A 16791-nucleotide genomic window follows, 5' to 3' on the forward strand; every position below is an offset into this window, starting at 1 on the left:
TCATCCCTCCTGTAATTGTGCGGCCGGCTGCACCGCTTCGCTTAACAGCCGGTAAGACAATCGTTTTTCTTCAGCGTTTTTGATAGGCGACAAAATCACAAAATCGGTAATGCTGTATTGAACCGATAACCGTCTCAGCTCGGAAGCGGTCTCTTCTTTTGTCCCGGCAATCACACCTGTCTTTTGTGTGATCAGCTTATATGGCTGCGTAACTTGTTCAAGAAACGCATCCGCTTGTTTTCGGGAAGCGACATTCACCTTTTTGCCGTCTTCGAGAATGATTTTGACCGATTCACGCGATACGACGTGTTTTTCCGCTTCCGCTTTTGTATGCGCGGTAAATACCATCGGCGCAAGGTGGAATTCGGCTTTTGCCCCTTTCGGCAGATGTTCGTCAAAAGCTTGGCGCGCTTTTTCTAACGCAGTGTCTTCACCGTTTATGAAATAGGCGAAAACGAAGGAAATGCCGAGTTTGGCCGCTGTGATCGCGCTTTCTGTGCTGCCGCCGAGCAAAAAGATGTCAGGCGCATACTCAGTATGCGGCGCCGGCCGCAATGACGCGTAGCGGTGCGAGTCCGGAAAATCATTGCGGATGAAATGAGTCAGCTCCTCAAGCTTTTCTTCAAATAAACGGGCGGGCTGGATAAGCTCCCGCTGCAGCGCATCGGTTGACAGCTGAAATCCGCCGGGCGCTTTGCCGACACCGAGCGCTACACGGCCGGGGGCAAGGGCGGACAGAACCCGGAACTGCTCCGCCACTTTATAAGGGCTGTAATGCTGCAGCATCACCCCGCCGGATGCGAGGCGGATTTTTTTCGTACTGGCGGCCAGATACCCCAGGACAATTTCCGGTGCTGATCCCGCTATCTCTTCATTGTTATGATGCTCCGCCGCCCAGAAACGGTCATATCCGTATTGTTCGGCCTCTTGAGCCAATCTCACCGTTTGCCGCAAAGCTTCTTCTGCGGTTTGGTTTTCCGCGGTGACACTTTGGTCTAAAATGCTTAAACGAATCATACGACAGGCTCCTTTATGTGTTCTTTTATGTCATAACCGTAATCAGGAAGAACGCGGCGGAGGAACTTCTTCGTTCTTTCTTTTTTCGTCTTGTAAAAGACCTCTTCAGGCGTTCCTTGTTCCACGATTGCTCCTTCATCCATAAACACAATTTGGTCGGACACTCTTCTGGCGAATTCCATTTCATGAGTAACAATGATCATGGTGGCGCCGGTCCGCACAATGTTAAGCATCACCTCAAGCACCTCGCCGACAAGCTCCGGGTCAAGGGCTGCGGTCGGTTCATCAAACAGCATCACATCAGGATGAATGGCAAGCGCCCTGGCAATTCCGACCCGCTGCTTTTGGCCTCCCGACAGCTGATTCGGATAGGCGTGCAATTTATCCTGAAGCCCCACCTTGGCCAGTTCCCGCTCCGCAATGGCGTACGCATCTGTTTTTTTCATTTTCCTTGCGACCGTCAGGCCTTCCATGACATTTTGAATCGCCGTTTTATGCGAAAACAAATGATATTGCTGAAAAACCATCGCCGTCTGTTTCCTCAGTCTGAGAATGTCTTTTTTGGCCGGCTTTTTGCAGTTAATGACTTCACCATGTACGGAAATGGCGCCCTCATCCGGCCGCTCAAGTAAATTAAGGCAGCGCAGAAACGTTGTTTTCCCCGAACCGCTCGGACCGATGATGGTCACGACTTCTCCTTTCCGGACACTTAAATTGATCCCTTTTAGCACGTGATGACTGCCAAAATGTTTCTGAATGTTTCGGATTTCGATCATACTGCGCCTCCTTGATATCTGGCCGCTCTTTTTTCCGCCAAAGTGTTTACGGCCTCGAGAATCAGCGTTAATCCCCAATAGATAATGGCCGCCCCGATAAATGCTTCCAAAAACGCATAGTTATCGGATGCCGCAATCGTCGCCGTTCCTGTAATTTCAGGCACTGCAACGATTGCCGCGATTGAAGTGGTATGCAAAAAACCGATGCCTATGTTGGTGAAGTTCGGCAGTGATATCATGAACGCCTGCGGCAGAACCACGCGCCGAATCATCTGGCCCCGCGTCAAGCCGATTGAATATGCCGCCTCCGCCTGCCCCGTATCGACGGCCATGATCCCGGATCGAAGAATTTCCGTCATATAAGCGCCTGCCGTTAATGACAGTGCCATGATGACAAACACGGCGACCGGAATCTGATTGGCCGACCAGCCGAGATGAAAGGCGCGGCTGAAATGATCGGCAATCAGCGGAACGCCTAAATAAATCAGCATAATATGGAGAATCGCCGGGGTGCTTCGAAAAAAAGACACGTAAAACGCTGAGCAGGCAAGCAGCCATTTGATGCGGAATATACGCACCGTGATATTGCCGAGAGCTATGAAAAATCCGGCAATAATCGGAATGACTGTCATTGCCAGTGTAAGCGGAACGGTTTTCATCATTTGTTTTATCGCAGTGCCGATAAACGGAATATCCAGCTCCACGTTCTCCCTCCTTTTCAGCTGTGCGCGCTCATGTCAAAAACCGTCACAAGCCGCGTCTCATCTTTCTTGATTCGTTTTTCACACCATCTGAAGACACATTCAAATAAAAGGGCGGCCGCGTAATACAGAACAGAAAGCGAGATATACACTTCAAGAGAATGATTGCTCGATGTAATCAATGTCTGCCCTCTGCCCGACATATCCATCACCCCGATTGAAAAAGCGAGTGACGTATCTTTTAAAAAACCGATCACCATATTCCCGATGTTGGGAAAAGCCTGCACGAGCGCCTGCGGCAGAATGATGCGCCGGAATGTCTGCCCCCCGTTCAGCCCGATGCTGAACGCCGCCTCCGCCTGTCCGCGGTCGACACTGTTCACACCTCCCCTGATGATTTCCGCCGCTCTTGCCGCGCTGCTCAGCGCATACGTGGCGATGGCCGCATACAAAGGGTCCATTTTGGAAGTGTCAATTCCGGCGAGCGCCGTGAGCGCCGGAATGCCGTAAAATACAATAAACAGCTGCACCATAATGGGCGTTCCTCTGAAAAAGGAGATATACAGCTTCGCGATCTGATTCAGCACGGGAATGCGATAGATCCGGGGCAGCGCCAAAAGCAGCCCCAATAGAAAGCCGAACAGCAAAGACACCGCCAATATATAGAGCGTGACGGGCAAATACCCGAGCAATGTCGGCACAAAGGATGCGATCATACTGATATCAAACGCTTTTTCCATTGCCGATCCCTCTCTTTTTCATTTAATATTGCTCCTTTGAATAATCCGCGCCGAGCCACTTTTCACTCAGCTTTTTGAGCGTGCCGTCATCAATGATTTCCTTGAGCGCTTTATCAATGTCATCACTCAGCGTTTGCTCATTTTTGTTAAACATAAAGAACACTTTGGCATTTGACAGCACCCCGCCGACCGTTTTTTCTTTGACCGCGCTCGTTTTGTTTTGGAAATCGACGGCAAACGGCGTGGAAATCGTCGCATCGGCGCGGCCGGATTTCAGCTGATTGGCCGCATCGTTGGAGCCTTGGCCAGCATAGGCGATTTCAAACGGACTGCCGTGTTTTTCATTCCATTTCTTCAGCACAAGCGCGCCGTTTGACGTCGGACTCGTAATGACACGCTTCCCTTTCAAATCCTCAATGCCGTGAATGTTCCCGTTCTCTTGGAGCACCGTGATTTTCAGCGGGAAGTTGTTATACGCGACTTGATTGAACAGAAATTTTTTCTCCCGTTCGGCGCTTTTCTCCATTTGATGAGCCACGATATCGACTTTATGCTGTCCGAGGCTGACAAGCAGGTTGGAGAAATCCATCGTTTTAAAAGTGAAACGATAGCCCGGCAGGCGCCTGTCAAGCTCTTTCACCAGCTCAACATCATAGCCCGTCAATTTTCCTTTATCATCAATAAAGCAAATATTCGGAAATTGAGTTCCCGTGCCGACCGTGATGTTCTTCACATTTTTCTGATTGCCTGATGCCGCCTCCCCGCCCGCGCCGCAGGCTGATAACGCCGCCGTTGCGGCAATTGTTAATGACATGACCGCCAGTCTTATTTTCATGTGATCGCCCCGTTTTCTGCTTCAATTATTTCGTGAAACTTGATTTTGAATAATCCGCGCCGAGCCATTTTTCACTCAGCCTTTTCAATGTGCCGTCCTTCTCCAGTTTTTGAATCGCCCGATCCGTGTCGTCCGCCAAGGTTTTGCTGTTTTTGTTGAACATAAAATACACTTCTGTATCCAGCAGCACATCACCGACCGTCTTTTGTTTGAACGCGTGCGTCTTATTTTGAAAATCGACGGCAAACGGCGTAGATACGGTGGCGTCAGCGCGTCCTGTCTCAATTTGGTTCGCTGTATCATTGCTGCCCTGCCCGGCGTATTTCAAATGTATCGGGCTGCCGTGGGCTTTGTTGTATGCCGTCATATAATCCGCCGCGTTTGACGTCGCGCCGACGATGACGGTTTTTCCTTTTAAGTCCCGGAGCGTGTGTATCGCGTCATTATCCGCCTTCACCGTGATGTACATCGGCGAGTAGTTATACGGGATTTTGTGATACAAAAATCGTTTCTCCCGTTCCTTGTTTTTCGCCATATTGTGCGCGATCACGTCAATTTTCCGGTTTCCGAGACTTGTAAGCAGATTCGAAAAATCCATCGTCTTAAAGACAAATTTGTATTGCGGCAGCTGTTTATCAATGGCTTTCATCACTTCAATGTCATAGCCGGTCAGCTCGCCTTTTTCATCCATAAAAGCAATGTTCGGAAAATCAGTTCCCGTGCCGACAATGACGGTCTGCACGCCGCTCCCCGCTTTCGTGCTTTCTCCTTGTCCGCACCCGGCCAGCGCGCCGAGCAGCAGAAGCAGACAGCCGGCTCTGATCCGCTTTTTCATCATTGCGCCCAGCTCGGTGTGCCTAACAGCGACGCGTCAAACCGCTCCGGTATGAGCACCTTTCTCATCATGACCCCGATGTCTCCGTCTTTCTCCTGCTCAAAATACACTTCATAGCCCCTCCGTCTGTACATATCCAATAGCCAGGGATGCTTGCGCGCCGAGGTGCCGAGCGTGATGGCCGGGGCCTTCAGCGTATCCCGCAGCACGTGTTCCTCCACATAAGTCAAAAGTTTGCTGCCGATGCCCTGCCCCTTCAGCTCAGGAAGCGTCGCGAACCACCAGACAAACGGATATTTTGACGGAGGCGTGTCACTCTCCCACGGAAAACGGATTGTAATGGTTGAAAGAAGCCGTCCGTCCCGTTCCAGCACGACGGCTGAATGATTTTCAATATTTTCTGTTACCATATCAATGTCGGCCCGCGCCGACGGCCAGTCAATCTCCAAATTGCGGATCGGCTGAAACGCGCTGTACAGCAGTTCTAAAAACTCGGGCGCATCCTTTTTTTCAGCCAATCGAAATATGTCTTCACTCATTCCGTTCACTCTCCCCGAAAATATATATAATTCCAATTTGTTTACTAAGCTTTAATTGTTTATACTATAAAGCAAACTGATTTATTTGACTAATCAAAAAAAATAAAGGAAAAGTTCAAGAAAATTAATGAACAGCCTGGAGGGGATTTCGTTGGAATTACGCACCATTAAAACGTTTCATACCATCGTACAGTCAGGCAGCTTTTATAAGGCCGCCGAAATTCTGAACTATTCACAGCCGACGATTTCAATGCGGATTAAACAGCTGGAGCAGGATGTAGGCGCACAGCTTTTTGAACGGGGAAAGAAGCTGAAACTGACAAGAGCGGGACGGCTGTTTCATGAGCGGGCCGGGCAGCTTCTCGCACAGTATGAGGTGCTTGACCATACTCTGGCCGACATCAGACAGGGGCAGGCCGCCCTTATTCAGATCGGCATATCCGAACCGACGGCAAGCTTGATCTTTCCTGCCGTGCTGCGGGAGTTTTTAGATGATTATCCTGACATGTCGGTCAATGTCAGCGTGGATGATGCCAATACATGCAGCCGCAAGCTGCTGGAGGGCGCCATTGATTTTGCGGTATGCGGCGAGCCGGAGCTGATTCTGGAAAATTACTTCGATCCGTTTTTCCATGACTCGCTCAATGTCATCGTGTCCGACACACATCCCCTTGCAGCCAAAACAAGTATCAATCTCGAAGACTTAGAAAATGAATGCCTGATTTTCACGCCCGCCAACTGCCCGATCCGGATTCAAATTGAACAGCACCTGCAGCGGGCCATCGGCAGCCGCTATCGAAAAATGGAGCTGACCAGCAGCATGGCTCACCAATACTATGTCAGGGAAAATATCGGCGTCTCGATCTTTACGGCGACGGCGCACTCAGAGCCGATCGAGGGCACGAAGGTCATTCCGATCCATAACTTAACAATTTCACCGCCGGTCGGGCTGTTGACAAACCAAAAAGAAGAGCATTTTGACTCCGCCACAAAAGATTTAATCAGCAGGATCATCAGCCGGTTTCACCGTGATCCGCATTAAAAAACCCCCGCCACTTTGCGGGGGTTTTTGTATATTCATCTTATATAATGCTCCGCACTAAGCCGCCGTCGATCCGCAAAGCAGATCCGTTAATGGCTGACGACAGCGGGCTGCTTAAAAAGGCGACAAAGTGGGCGATCTCTTCCGGACGGATCAATCGCTGAATGATCGACGTCGGACGATTTTCCTTCATAAATCGTCTCTCCGCTTCAGCCGCTGTCAGGTTTTCACCGGGATAAAGCGACTCCAGCATCGTTTCGACGCCCTCTGTTTTCGTGGAGCCCGGCATGACCGTATTCACCGTCACATTCGTCCCTTCCGTGAGCTCGGCCAGACTGCGTGACAGCGACAGCTGCGTCGTTTTCGTGGCGCTGTAATGGGCCATTTCCTGAGAAGGCATGACGGCCGCTTCACTCGCGATAAAAATCACCCGCCCTTCCTTCCGTTCAATCATCCGCTTTGCATACCGGCGTGTCAGCCGCACGCCGCTCATGATATTCACCTCGAAAAACCGGAGCCACTCCTCGTCAGGAATATCAAAGTATTCCGCAGGTTCAAAGATTCCTAAATTGTTCACGAGAATATCCACATCAGGATACTGCTGAAAAATCGCGCCGCATCCTTCCGCCGTGCCTAAATCAAATGCGGCCGGATAGAGCCGGGCACCCGGCGTCTGTTTCTCTAATTCCCGGATCGTTTCGTTCACCTTTTCTTCACGGCGGCCGTTAATGATCACCGCCGCTCCTTCTGCAATCAGCGAAGCCGCAATCGCCTTCCCGATGCCTGACGTAGATCCCGTCACAAGCGCCGTCTTCCCTTTCAACTGCAAATCCATCGTCCATTCCTCCCTATCGCAAGTCTCTTCTTATATATGGACAGAAATCGAAAGCCTGAAACCTTCCGTCCCTATTATCGGATAGAAAAATGGATGAGGGGAAGTACGCACTTTTTAGTGCCTGTCGTTTGACCCGGCTGACGGCTGTTCGATTTGAATGAAAAACTCACCATCTAATTCTGCCTCAGCCTTTTTTAATATCCTTAATACATCATCAGCATCCGAACCCAATGCCTTCTGACTGATCTCAAAATTCTTCCACACCAAAGTCAGCGGATATTCGATCCATCCTGTCAGGCAATCCCATAAGGCATTCAGATTTTCACCATAATAGTCCGGGAAATCTAATTTATCTTTTAAGATTCGGTGTAAAGCTTCTGTGCTTGTAATATCTTTTCCGTCTATGATGACAACTATCATTCAAATGGACTCCTTTATTTTCCGGAACACCTTGCCCCATTACCTGGACCCGTTATTATAACTCATCTCACACTTGTTAAGGAAAAATTAACATTCTAGTTATTTACTGTATTATTTATTATTGTTAGAATTTAATTGAATCTTATAAGGAGGGTTATAGATAGATGAAAAAATCTTTTGTTTTTCTATTATCGCTAGTGCTTTTATTTAGCATTTTTCCTATCAGCACTTTAGCCATCACAAAAACGTCAGAAAATGACACGATAACTGTACCAGGAAAAGATGTACAAAACACCGCAGTATTAGTTGATGCTATCAATGAATTAGATGAGAAATTGGATATGAAAAATCTATCATCTAATTCTCCAGAAGAAATAAGTCAACTAAGTTTAGCGGCAAAAAACCTGTATGATACTATTGTAAATTATGAAAATCAAACATCTGCTTCTTTGACAGGAAATGACGCTTTGATCATATTCAAAGAGTATGTTGACGAATTAAATAGAAGTGAAGTTATTAAACCTGTTGAACATATTCTAACAACAATGGGAGTTATAAACTATAAAGAATATAAAATTAGCAACTCACAAATAAAACAATTGAGTGCTGCTGTTGGAATTAATAGTGGATTTTGGGGTACAGCTGCAGCTATAGCTAAAATTTTTGCTAAAAGCCCAACTGCACTTACATTAATGTTAGGTGCGGTACCGCTTCTAGGTATGGGTACTATAAATGCCTGCAATTCTAAAGGAAAAGGCATAATTATTACAAAAATGGGTTCAGGAGCAACGAATACATATAGTTGTAGATCTCAATAAAAAAGTGTGAGCTTTCGGGACTGACCCCCGTTTTTGAGACAGGGATCAAAACACCTTTAAGCAGCCAGCTGTCGGTATGTGACCGGCGGCTGGTTGTTTAGTTTCGTTTGAATACGAATGTTGTTATAATAGTGTATATAGGTTTCGACAGTTTGTTCTACGATGGTCGTCGTAGTGCTTTCCAACCTGTCGAGGTAGAACGTTTCAGACTTTAGTGAGGAATGAAACGATTCGATGGAGGCATTATCAGCGGGCGTCCCTTTGCGGGACATGCTCATGGTAATGCCTTTTGTTTTAACAGCTTTCTGATACTCATAAGATGTATAAACAGAACCTTGGTCACTATGTAACACGCAGTTCTCTGGCAGTGCAGGCAGCTGATCAAGTGTGTGTAAGACAAAGTCTGTGTCCTGTCTATCGCCAATCGTAAAAGCAATCACTTCTCAATTGTATAAATCCAGTATACTGGAAAGATACAATTGTTTCTGCCCATAAGGCAAATATGTGATATCCGTTACTAGCTTTTCCAGAGGGCGATCAGACTGAAAGTTTCGATCCAATATATTCTCGGCCACGGCATATGGCTGCCCATTCTTCTTACGCTTTTTCACCTTAACCCGGCATTGCCACTGATTCTTCTGCATAATGCGCTGAACCGTTTTATGATTCATACGCATTCCCTTTTTTAATATGGCTGTGATTTTCCGATAGCCATATCGATACTTGTGTTCTCGGCACAACGTGCCGATTTGTTTTTCTAAATGGTATTTAGGGTTATCTTTCATCAACTTCTTCTTCCAACGATAATAAGATGCTCGTGAGATACCTAAATGAATACAGATATCCTTTATGGTCATTGTGCCGCGCAATGCTTCTACAAGCTCGACTGGCGTTTCGCTATCAGCTTCCTTTCCAATTCGTTGTACTTTTTTAACACTTCATTCTGTTGTCTCAGATAACGATTTTCTGCCTGCAGTTTCTCTAATTCGGAAGAATACTCTGGACCTTTTCCATAAGAATATTGCTTTCCGACAGGTTGTTCGAATCGATGTGTATCCCCAGCTTTATACCACCTGACCCATGTCTGCACCTGCGTCTTATTCTTTATATTCAATTCCTGCATGATCTCCTTCACAGGCACGCCCGCCAATCTCATTTCTACAGCCTTCTGTTTGACTTCAACCGGATAACTCACTCTTGCCATCATAGAAAAACACCTCCAAGTCTAATTTCGGATAACAACGATCCGTTTTCAAACTTGAAGGTGTTTTTTGTTTGTCTCATATTATGGGGTCAGTCCCTTTCGCTCACACTTTTTTATTTTTTATTTTTCTGATACTTCTTGATATAAATTCACTAACAAAAAAAACTATTAAGCCTGATATTAATAACAAAAGTGAATTTATCTTTAAACCCTTGTTAAAAAAATCAAGGATACTATTTATCAATAAAAAACCTGACCAATAGATGAATGAAGAATAGAAAGCTATATTAGTGCTCTTTTCATCCGTATTTCTACTAGTTTTAAAAAACAATGATCTGCCCTCCCTATTCTTTAATCTTTTCAATCCTTACTATAAATTTTTTCCGCGCTCATCAAAAATACTTATTGGTAGTTAAGTGCTTAATCTTTCGTTTAGGTTGGTACATTGAGCCTTCTTCATCTTACTCATGTCGTCACCTCCCATAAAACAATGATAACATGAATTAATCCTAGTTTATATTGTATGTAATTCCCGAAATAGCTAATACTCTTCACTAACTTCAAGTATAAACCGAAACATTTTCTATGCGGAAAACAATTTCATTTAAAATCTAAACAGAAGAACCATGTACGAGACTGAAGAAAATACTCCGCAATTCAATACTACCTTTCATCTCATTCTGAAAACAGGCAGACAAAGAGCATAGTCATTCTGTTGGCTTTATCTCTATTCTTTACTGTATTTCCTGGACAACTTAATATTTGTCAAAATATGAAAAAGCGGATAATACAAAATGATAAGATAAAGCAAACATACAGCACAGAAAAATCATCTTTTAGATTATCCTTTAAAGTATTGAATAAGTAGTAAGGGAAATTAAAATGTACCGGCAGGAAATTAGATATGAGGAGGTATGGCATTAAAACGAAAGCCATCTTCCTTTCAGCACAAAGGGAGAAAACGAAGAATTTTAAAAAGTGTTGCCAAAATGTTACCGCAGTGCCATCGAAAGCTTTGAAAGCCTTGATAACACTGCGGTTTCGGCGTTATGTATGGAGACGGTGGGAGTCGAACCCACGTCCAGAAACATCGATTACTTAAGCGTCTACGAGCGTAGCCTGCATATTTCGTGTTTCACTCGTCTTCGTGCCTGCGGGCGGGCCTTCCGAGAGCTAGTCTGTCAGTCTCTTCTTACGTTCTCAGACGGGAACGTAAGCGTAGCCTACTTGGATGTGCTCTTCACGGACACATAGGCAATGTCAGGAAGAGCTCGCTGCGTTTATTAGGCAGCTAGTGCTAAGTTTTGGTTAAAACTTTTAGTTTTGCCAGTTATATTTAGGTGCGTGTTAACGAGATCGCCTCTCGGCTCGCAGCTCAAGCTCGATCCATCCCTGTCGAATCCGTAACGTCCCCTTGTTAAGGGTATACGGGAGATTTATCAAGCTCTTGCTCAACTGGCTGTACTGTTATTATATCATGATCACAGACAAATTCAATTGGAAATATCTTCAATAAACAGCCTGTGAATCTGATGTGTGAACAGTATAGCATAGGGCAGTCATCACATCAAGGCTCAGGCATCAGAAGCCTTTTTGTCTGTCTCTGAACGCTCTTTCGATTTCTCTTTTGGCGTCTTTTCGTTTTAAATCTTCGCGTTTATCGTATGTTTTCTTCCCTTTTCCGAGGCCGATTAACACTTTGGCAAAGCCGTTTTTCAAATACAGCTTCAGCGGCACGAGGGAATAGCCTTTTTCTTTCGTCAGGCCGATCAGCTTATTGATTTCTTTCCTGTGCATCAAAAGCTTTCTCGTCCGGAGCGGGTCGTGGTTATAGCGGTTTCCCTGCTCGTACGGGCTGATGTGCATATTGTGGAGGAACACTTCGCCGCGCTCGATTTTCGCAAAGGAATCCTTCATGTTTACGCGGCCGGCGCGGATGGACTTAATCTCCGTCCCCTGCAGCACGATGCCTGTTTCATAGGTTTCTTCTATAAAGTAATCATGGTTTGCTTTTTTGTTTTGTGATAATACTTTGCCTGATCCTTTTGGCATGCCTTATCCTCCTCTCTCCGCAAAAACCGTTCATGTGTGCGATACGCTTTATTTTAGCAAATGGAGCGTTCCGCGACAATGAAAATGCGGCTTGCGAAAGAAAGCAAACAGAGCATTTTGCCCCATTTGCTTTTCGCATTTACTTCTTCTTTTTGCGTTTTTGTTTCGGCGCGTTTTGGAAACCGCGTTTTTTCTTTTTCTTCTTCGGTTTTGTAAACCATTCCCCTTTTTCCTCCGATTTCGGCGGTGAAGCCGGGGTATTGCTGTTTAACACGCGTTTCCGCGCCGGTCTGCCTCGTTTTCTGCGGTCGCCTGTTGTTTCTCTCGGACGGCGGGTGCCTTTCATGCCGACAATTTCAAAGTCGATGTTTCTCTCGTCTTTATTAACGTCGACGACTTTGACCGTGATTTCGTCTCCGATCCGGTAAACGTTGCCCGTGCGTTCGCCGATCATGGCGAAATGCTGCTCGTCAAAACGGTAATAATCATCCGTCATAAAGCTGACGTGCACAAGCCCTTCAATCGTATTCGGCAGCTCGACGAACATTCCGAAGTTCGTGACGGAACTGATCATGCCGTCAAATTCCTCGCCGATTTTATCAAGCATATATTCCGCTTTTTTCAGATCGTCCGTTTCCCGCTCTGCATCAACGGCGCGCCGTTCCATCGTTGACGTATGGTCAGCGATTTCCGGAAGGCGTTCGGCCCACTTTTCCTGAGTCGCTTCGTCCGATTGTCCGTTGATCAAATACGTTCTGATCAGCCTGTGAACGATTAAGTCAGGATAACGGCGGATCGGCGATGTGAAGTGTGTATAAAATTCAGTCGCCAGCCCGAAATGGCCCAAGCTGTGCGGATCGTATTTCGCCTGCTTCATGGAACGGAGCATGACGGTTGAAATCACCGTTTCTTCCGGACGGTCCCGCACTTCGTCAAGAATGCTTTGCAGCGCGCGCGGATGAATGTCTCCGGCTTTCCCTTTGACGATATAACCGAATGTGGTGACGAACTCTAGGAACTTTTGCAGTTTTTCGGCGTTCGGCTCTTCGTGAATCCGGTAAATAAACGGCACGTTCATCCAATGGAAGTGCTCGGCAACCGTTTCGTTTGCCACAAGCATGAATTCTTCAATCAGCTTTTCCGCTACTGAGCGCTCTCTGATGACGACGTCTTTTACGGCGCCTTCCTCATCGACGAGCACCTTCGCCTCTTTGAAATCAAAATCCACGGCGCCGCGGTCCATCCGTTTCGCCCGGAGAATTTCCGCCAGACGTTCCATGTCTTTGAACATCGGGACGAGCGGCTCATACCTTTCTTTCAGCTCGGCGTCGTCTTCTGTGAGAATCCGGTTGACATCTGAATAGGTCATTCTTTCCGTCGTTTTAATGACGCTTTGGAAGATCTCGTGCTCTGTCACCTGTCCCTGCTGGTTGATTGTCATTTCGCAGGAAAGCGTCAGGCGGTCGACCTTCGGATTTAAAGAACAGATTCCGTTAGACAGTCTGTGCGGGATCATCGGAATGACCCGGTCAACCAAGTACACGCTTGTCCCTCTTTCCAGCGCTTCTTTATCAATCGGGGAATTCTCCGTGACGTAATGGCTGACATCGGCAATATGGACGCCGAGCTTGTAGCTGCCGTTATCAAGCTTTGTTACAGTGACGGCGTCATCCAGATCCTTCGCATCCGCCCCGTCAATGGTGACAATGACCTGATCGCGGAGATCACGGCGGTCTTTGATGTCTTTTTCATCGATGGTATCCGGCGTGCTTGTTGCCTGCTCCATCGCTTCAGCCGGAAAATCTCCCGGCAGGCCGTGCTTATGGATGATGGATAAAATATCGATGCCCGGATCATTTTTATGGCCGAGTATTTCAACGATTTCTCCTTCGGCGTTCATTCTGCCTTCAGGGTAGCTTGTCAATTTGACGACGACTTTATGGCCTTCCGCAGCGCCGTTATTGGCATGTTTCGGAATAAAAATATCACTCGTGATTTTCTTATCATCCGGGATGACAAAGCCGAAGCTTTTCGTTTCTGTGTATGTGCCCACAACGCGGTCGATGCTTCTTTCCAGGATGCGGATGACCGTGCCTTCCTGTCTCGATCCGCTTGACTGGGAATTGAGCCGCACCATGACGATATCGCCGTTCATAGCTGTATTCAGCTCATTCGGCGGAATAAACACATCGCTTAAAGAGGTATCCTCCGGCAAGAGAAACGCGAATCCCTTTGCATGCGCGGAAATTTTTCCTTTTACTAAATTCATTTTTTCCGGAAGCCCGTAGCGGTTGCTTCTGGTGCGGACGATCTGTCCGGTCTCCTCGAGCGCCACCAGCGCTTTTACCAGCTCTTTAAATTCTTCGGCTTCCGTGATGTTCAGCATCTCCTCAAGTTCCTGAACGGTAAGGGGCTTGTACGCCTCTTCCTTCATAAACGCGAGAAGACGGTCCATAAACGCTTCTTTTTCCATTATCCGACCTCCTGTTTGTTACCAATCGAGTTTCTCTAAAAATTCGTACACATCCTGATGAACGAGGTCCCGTTCTTTGTCCAGCGTAATGACATGGCCTGACTCTTCATACCATTTCAGCTGTTTGTCGTCCGTTTCCACCTCGTTGTAAATGATGTCTGCACTGTCTGTGTTAATCATATGGTCATGCCGTGCCTGAACCACAAATGTCGGGGAATAGATCATGTCGACGTTTTTGCGCACATCGGCAATCAGCTCCTGAAGCGATTTGAGCGTATTCATCGGCGTTTTTTCAAACTCCTTCATTTCCTTTTCAATCTGCTCCGGCTGTTTTCCTTCGAATTTTTTATAATTGCGCGCGTAGGAGAGAACTCCTTCGTACATAACCTCTTCACTTTTAATGTGCATCGGCGCACACATAGGAACAATTCCCTTTATGGGTACAGTGTAACCCAATTTCAATGAAAAAACCCCGCCAAGCGACAGTCCGCAGGCCGCAATGTTTTCATAGCCTTCAGATTGTAAATATTCATACCCGTCCATGACGTCTTTCCACCAATCTTCAGGCCCCGTATGTACCAGCTCTTCCGGCGGAACGCCGTGCCCTTTATATTGAGGCGCGTGACAAGTGTAGCCGCGCTCATTCAAGTAGCGGCCGAGCATTCTGACGTCTGCCGTATTTCCCGTAAACCCGTGCAGCAGAAGCACCGCCTTGTCTCCGCCTTTAAATGTAAATGGTTTTGGTGTCACAATTTTCATGCTCATAACCCCTTTTTTGCACATTCAATTTAGTTTTCCACAGTTTTGCGAGAAACAAACGCCGTCTCTCAACAAGAAAAAGGCCTGATATTAAATCAGACCTTATACAAACATTGCCTTATACGATATACGCCAGCGAAATCGTCAACACGAAAAACAAGACTGCCAGCACAACGGTTGTGCGGTGAAGAATCAGATCAAGGCCCCTTGCTTTCTGTTTTCCGAAAAGCTGCTCCGCCCCGCCTGAAATCGCACCCGATAAACCGGCGCTTTTGCTGGATTGAAGCAATACGACAATAATAAGTGCAATACTGACGATAACCAATAAGGTAATCAATAAAGTGTGCATCCCATACACCTCCAGACTGACTGGCCTACATTGCTTCTATTTTACATGAAAAGCAAAGGCATGTCACGCCGTATCGGTGCACATCATGTCAGAAAAACGGAAATGCAATTTGAATCTTTCATCACTGTTGACTTTTGTCAACAAAATCGTAGTAAAAAAGATCTTCAAACTTCATGTCAAAGTAATAGAGCATCTTTCCGATGACCAGCTGGCCCGGCCTCCGCTCTCCATTCAGTACACGGCTCAGTGTGGCGGGAGATATTCCGATCTCCAGGGCGAGCTGGTTTAACGAGTAGTCATTATTGACCATATACTGCAGCACATAATCTCTTCTGATCTGTATCTTTTCGACCACTTTCTTCACCTTCCGTTCTGTCAAATACTTTCTTTCTTATACATAAGATACGGCTTTTGTTAACTTTTGTCAATACTTTTCCAGCCTGACTATTCCCTTTAGTCAATAAACATACTAGAATATAAATAGGCCGCGGGAGGGGGAGAGACTGTGGAAAGCTTCGGGAAACAATTACGGACATTGCGGGAAAAACGGCATCTGACAGTGAACCAGCTGGCAACGTATTCAGGCGTCAGCGCCGCGGGAATCTCGCGGATTGAAAACGGCAAACGCGGGGTGCCGAAACCTGCAACCATTAAAAAGCTCGCAGATGCGTTAAAAATCCCGTATGAGGAACTGATGCAGACGGCGGGATACATAGAGACCGTTCAGGAAACGAGAGCCCCATACGACACAGGGTGCACCTTGCTGGAAAAAGCCGAAACGTATGAGCTGGATGATTTATCACTTTTGGAGCGGGAGAACTGGCGGCACCTGTCGAAAGAAGACTTGGTTCTGCTTGATAAATACTTTGCGTTCTTGTCAGCTGAAGCCAAAAAAAGAAAAAATGAAGACTCATGACTTTGCACATGTGAGGCGATCTTATTGAATACATTCGGAAAGCAATTAAGAGAGCTGCGCCGCGCCCGGAAGCTTACCGTCAATCAGCTTGCCGTCTATTCCGGCGTCAGCTCGGCGACCATTTCCAGAATTGAAAACGGGCACCGCGGCATTCCTAAACCGGCGACCATCAAGAAATTGGCGGACACATTAAAAATTCCGTACGAAGAGTTAATGGCGCGGGCCGGACACATCAAGGCGTTTCAGGAGGAAATCCGCGAAACATCCGAAAGCTATCAATCCATCCGCGCCATCTATCAGACCGCCGTTGACAGAGGCGCGGAGCATCTGCCGCTGTTTGACAGCAAAAAGTGGCAGCACTTCACAAAGGAAGATATTGAAAGCGTCAGCAAATACTTTGATTTTATCGCGGCTGAAGCGAAAAAGCGCTCCCCGGATTCCTCATCCTCTTTTTGATCCTCCCTCAACTTAACAAGCGCC

The 16791-nt window shown here is 46.8% G+C and carries 18 protein-coding genes, 1 other RNA gene and 1 pseudogene; 4 read left to right on the top strand and 16 right to left on the bottom strand.

The window, feature by feature from the left end; translation table 11 throughout:
- From ACXN9U_RS15575 to ACXN9U_RS15605, 7 genes are read right to left on the bottom strand one after another with little or no spacing between them, the layout of a single operon-like run.
- A complete protein-coding gene (locus ACXN9U_RS15575; protein ID WP_060964264.1) occupies nucleotides 1-1017 on the bottom strand; it encodes an LLM class flavin-dependent oxidoreductase in 1017 nt (338 codons plus the stop codon).
- On the bottom strand, nucleotides 1014-1793 hold the full coding sequence (locus ACXN9U_RS15580) for an amino acid ABC transporter ATP-binding protein (protein ID WP_016937923.1): 780 nt from the start codon (nucleotides 1791-1793) through the stop codon (nucleotides 1014-1016). The genes ACXN9U_RS15575 and ACXN9U_RS15580 overlap by 4 nt, the downstream gene beginning before the upstream one ends.
- Nucleotides 1790-2497, bottom strand: coding sequence for an amino acid ABC transporter permease (locus ACXN9U_RS15585; protein ID WP_060964263.1), 708 nt, complete (start codon nucleotides 2495-2497; stop codon nucleotides 1790-1792). Before ACXN9U_RS15585 ends, ACXN9U_RS15580 begins: the two co-directional genes overlap by 4 nt.
- Nucleotides 2498-2511: 14 nt before the next feature.
- The gene (locus ACXN9U_RS15590) at nucleotides 2512-3234 is read right to left on the bottom strand and encodes an amino acid ABC transporter permease (protein ID WP_060964262.1); all 723 of its coding nucleotides are present in this window, start codon (nucleotides 3232-3234) and stop codon (nucleotides 2512-2514) included.
- 22 nt (nucleotides 3235-3256) lie between these two features.
- The gene (locus tag ACXN9U_RS15595; RefSeq protein ID WP_438420647.1) at nucleotides 3257-4069 is read right to left on the bottom strand and encodes an amino acid ABC transporter substrate-binding protein; all 813 of its coding nucleotides are present in this window, start codon (nucleotides 4067-4069) and stop codon (nucleotides 3257-3259) included.
- A 25-nt stretch (nucleotides 4070-4094) separates the two neighbouring features.
- Complete coding sequence (locus tag ACXN9U_RS15600) at nucleotides 4095-4907, bottom strand: amino acid ABC transporter substrate-binding protein (protein WP_489201878.1); 813 nt, start codon at nucleotides 4905-4907, stop codon at nucleotides 4095-4097.
- Nucleotides 4904-5443 (bottom strand): GNAT family N-acetyltransferase, encoded by a 540-nt coding sequence (locus tag ACXN9U_RS15605; RefSeq protein WP_060964259.1) that lies wholly within the window; start codon nucleotides 5441-5443, stop codon nucleotides 4904-4906. Before ACXN9U_RS15605 ends, ACXN9U_RS15600 begins: the two co-directional genes overlap by 4 nt.
- A 151-nt stretch (nucleotides 5444-5594) precedes the next feature.
- Here ACXN9U_RS15605 and ACXN9U_RS15610 point away from each other — a divergent pair, with 151 nt between their 5' ends.
- A complete protein-coding gene (locus ACXN9U_RS15610) occupies nucleotides 5595-6485 on the top strand; it encodes a LysR family transcriptional regulator (protein ID WP_489201879.1) in 891 nt (296 codons plus the stop codon).
- 40 nt (nucleotides 6486-6525) lie between these two features.
- Here ACXN9U_RS15610 and ACXN9U_RS15615 read toward each other — a convergent pair whose 3' ends face one another.
- Together ACXN9U_RS15615 and ACXN9U_RS15620 are read right to left on the bottom strand one after the other, a co-directional pair.
- Nucleotides 6526-7320: an SDR family NAD(P)-dependent oxidoreductase gene (locus tag ACXN9U_RS15615; protein ID WP_060964257.1), complete on the bottom strand. Its 795-nt coding sequence runs from the start codon at nucleotides 7318-7320 to the stop codon at nucleotides 6526-6528.
- Nucleotides 7321-7434: 114 nt separating this feature from the next.
- A complete protein-coding gene (locus tag ACXN9U_RS15620; RefSeq protein ID WP_060964256.1) occupies nucleotides 7435-7740 on the bottom strand; it encodes a barstar family protein in 306 nt (101 codons plus the stop codon).
- Between the two features lie 164 nt (nucleotides 7741-7904).
- Between ACXN9U_RS15620 and ACXN9U_RS15625 the strand changes: the two genes are divergently transcribed.
- A complete protein-coding gene (locus ACXN9U_RS15625; protein ID WP_489201880.1) occupies nucleotides 7905-8558 on the top strand; it encodes a hypothetical protein in 654 nt (217 codons plus the stop codon).
- 56 nt (nucleotides 8559-8614) lie between these two features.
- Here the strand turns inward: ACXN9U_RS15625 and ACXN9U_RS15630 are convergent.
- The 7 genes and pseudogenes from ACXN9U_RS15630 to ACXN9U_RS15660 all read right to left on the bottom strand — a co-directional run bounded on the left by ACXN9U_RS15630 (nucleotide 8615) and on the right by ACXN9U_RS15660 (nucleotide 15705).
- Nucleotides 8615-9765, bottom strand: a pseudogene (locus ACXN9U_RS15630) (IS3 family transposase).
- Between the two features lie 1048 nt (nucleotides 9766-10813).
- Nucleotides 10814-11176, bottom strand: a transfer-messenger RNA (tmRNA) gene (gene ssrA, locus ACXN9U_RS15635).
- Nucleotides 11177-11343: 167 nt separating this feature from the next.
- Nucleotides 11344-11814, bottom strand: a complete 471-nt coding sequence (gene smpB / locus ACXN9U_RS15640) for an SsrA-binding protein (protein ID WP_003151688.1) — start codon at nucleotides 11812-11814, stop codon at nucleotides 11344-11346.
- Nucleotides 11815-11953: 139 nt separating this feature from the next.
- The gene (gene rnr / locus ACXN9U_RS15645) at nucleotides 11954-14287 is read right to left on the bottom strand and encodes a ribonuclease R (RefSeq protein ID WP_060964252.1); all 2334 of its coding nucleotides are present in this window, start codon (nucleotides 14285-14287) and stop codon (nucleotides 11954-11956) included.
- An 18-nt stretch (nucleotides 14288-14305) separates the two neighbouring features.
- Nucleotides 14306-15046: an alpha/beta hydrolase gene (locus tag ACXN9U_RS15650; protein ID WP_016937913.1), complete on the bottom strand. Its 741-nt coding sequence runs from the start codon at nucleotides 15044-15046 to the stop codon at nucleotides 14306-14308.
- A 118-nt stretch (nucleotides 15047-15164) separates the two neighbouring features.
- On the bottom strand, nucleotides 15165-15395 hold the full coding sequence (secG, locus tag ACXN9U_RS15655; RefSeq protein ID WP_013353627.1) for a preprotein translocase subunit SecG: 231 nt from the start codon (nucleotides 15393-15395) through the stop codon (nucleotides 15165-15167).
- Nucleotides 15396-15516: 121 nt separating this feature from the next.
- Nucleotides 15517-15705: a helix-turn-helix domain-containing protein gene (locus tag ACXN9U_RS15660; protein ID WP_101605598.1), complete on the bottom strand. Its 189-nt coding sequence runs from the start codon at nucleotides 15703-15705 to the stop codon at nucleotides 15517-15519.
- A gap of 195 nt (nucleotides 15706-15900) precedes the next feature.
- On the opposite strand from ACXN9U_RS15660, the gene rghR reads away from it, so the two are divergent.
- Nucleotides 15901-16311 carry a transcriptional repressor RghR gene (rghR, locus tag ACXN9U_RS15665; RefSeq protein WP_016937911.1) on the top strand — a complete coding sequence of 137 codons (411 nt, stop codon included), beginning with the start codon at nucleotides 15901-15903 and terminating at the stop codon, nucleotides 16309-16311.
- A gap of 24 nt (nucleotides 16312-16335) precedes the next feature.
- Nucleotides 16336-16767: a helix-turn-helix domain-containing protein gene (locus tag ACXN9U_RS15670; protein ID WP_016937910.1), complete on the top strand. Its 432-nt coding sequence runs from the start codon at nucleotides 16336-16338 to the stop codon at nucleotides 16765-16767.
- Nucleotides 16768-16791: the final 24 nt, after the last annotated feature.

The organism is Bacillus sp. BACIII, assembly GCF_057836745.1.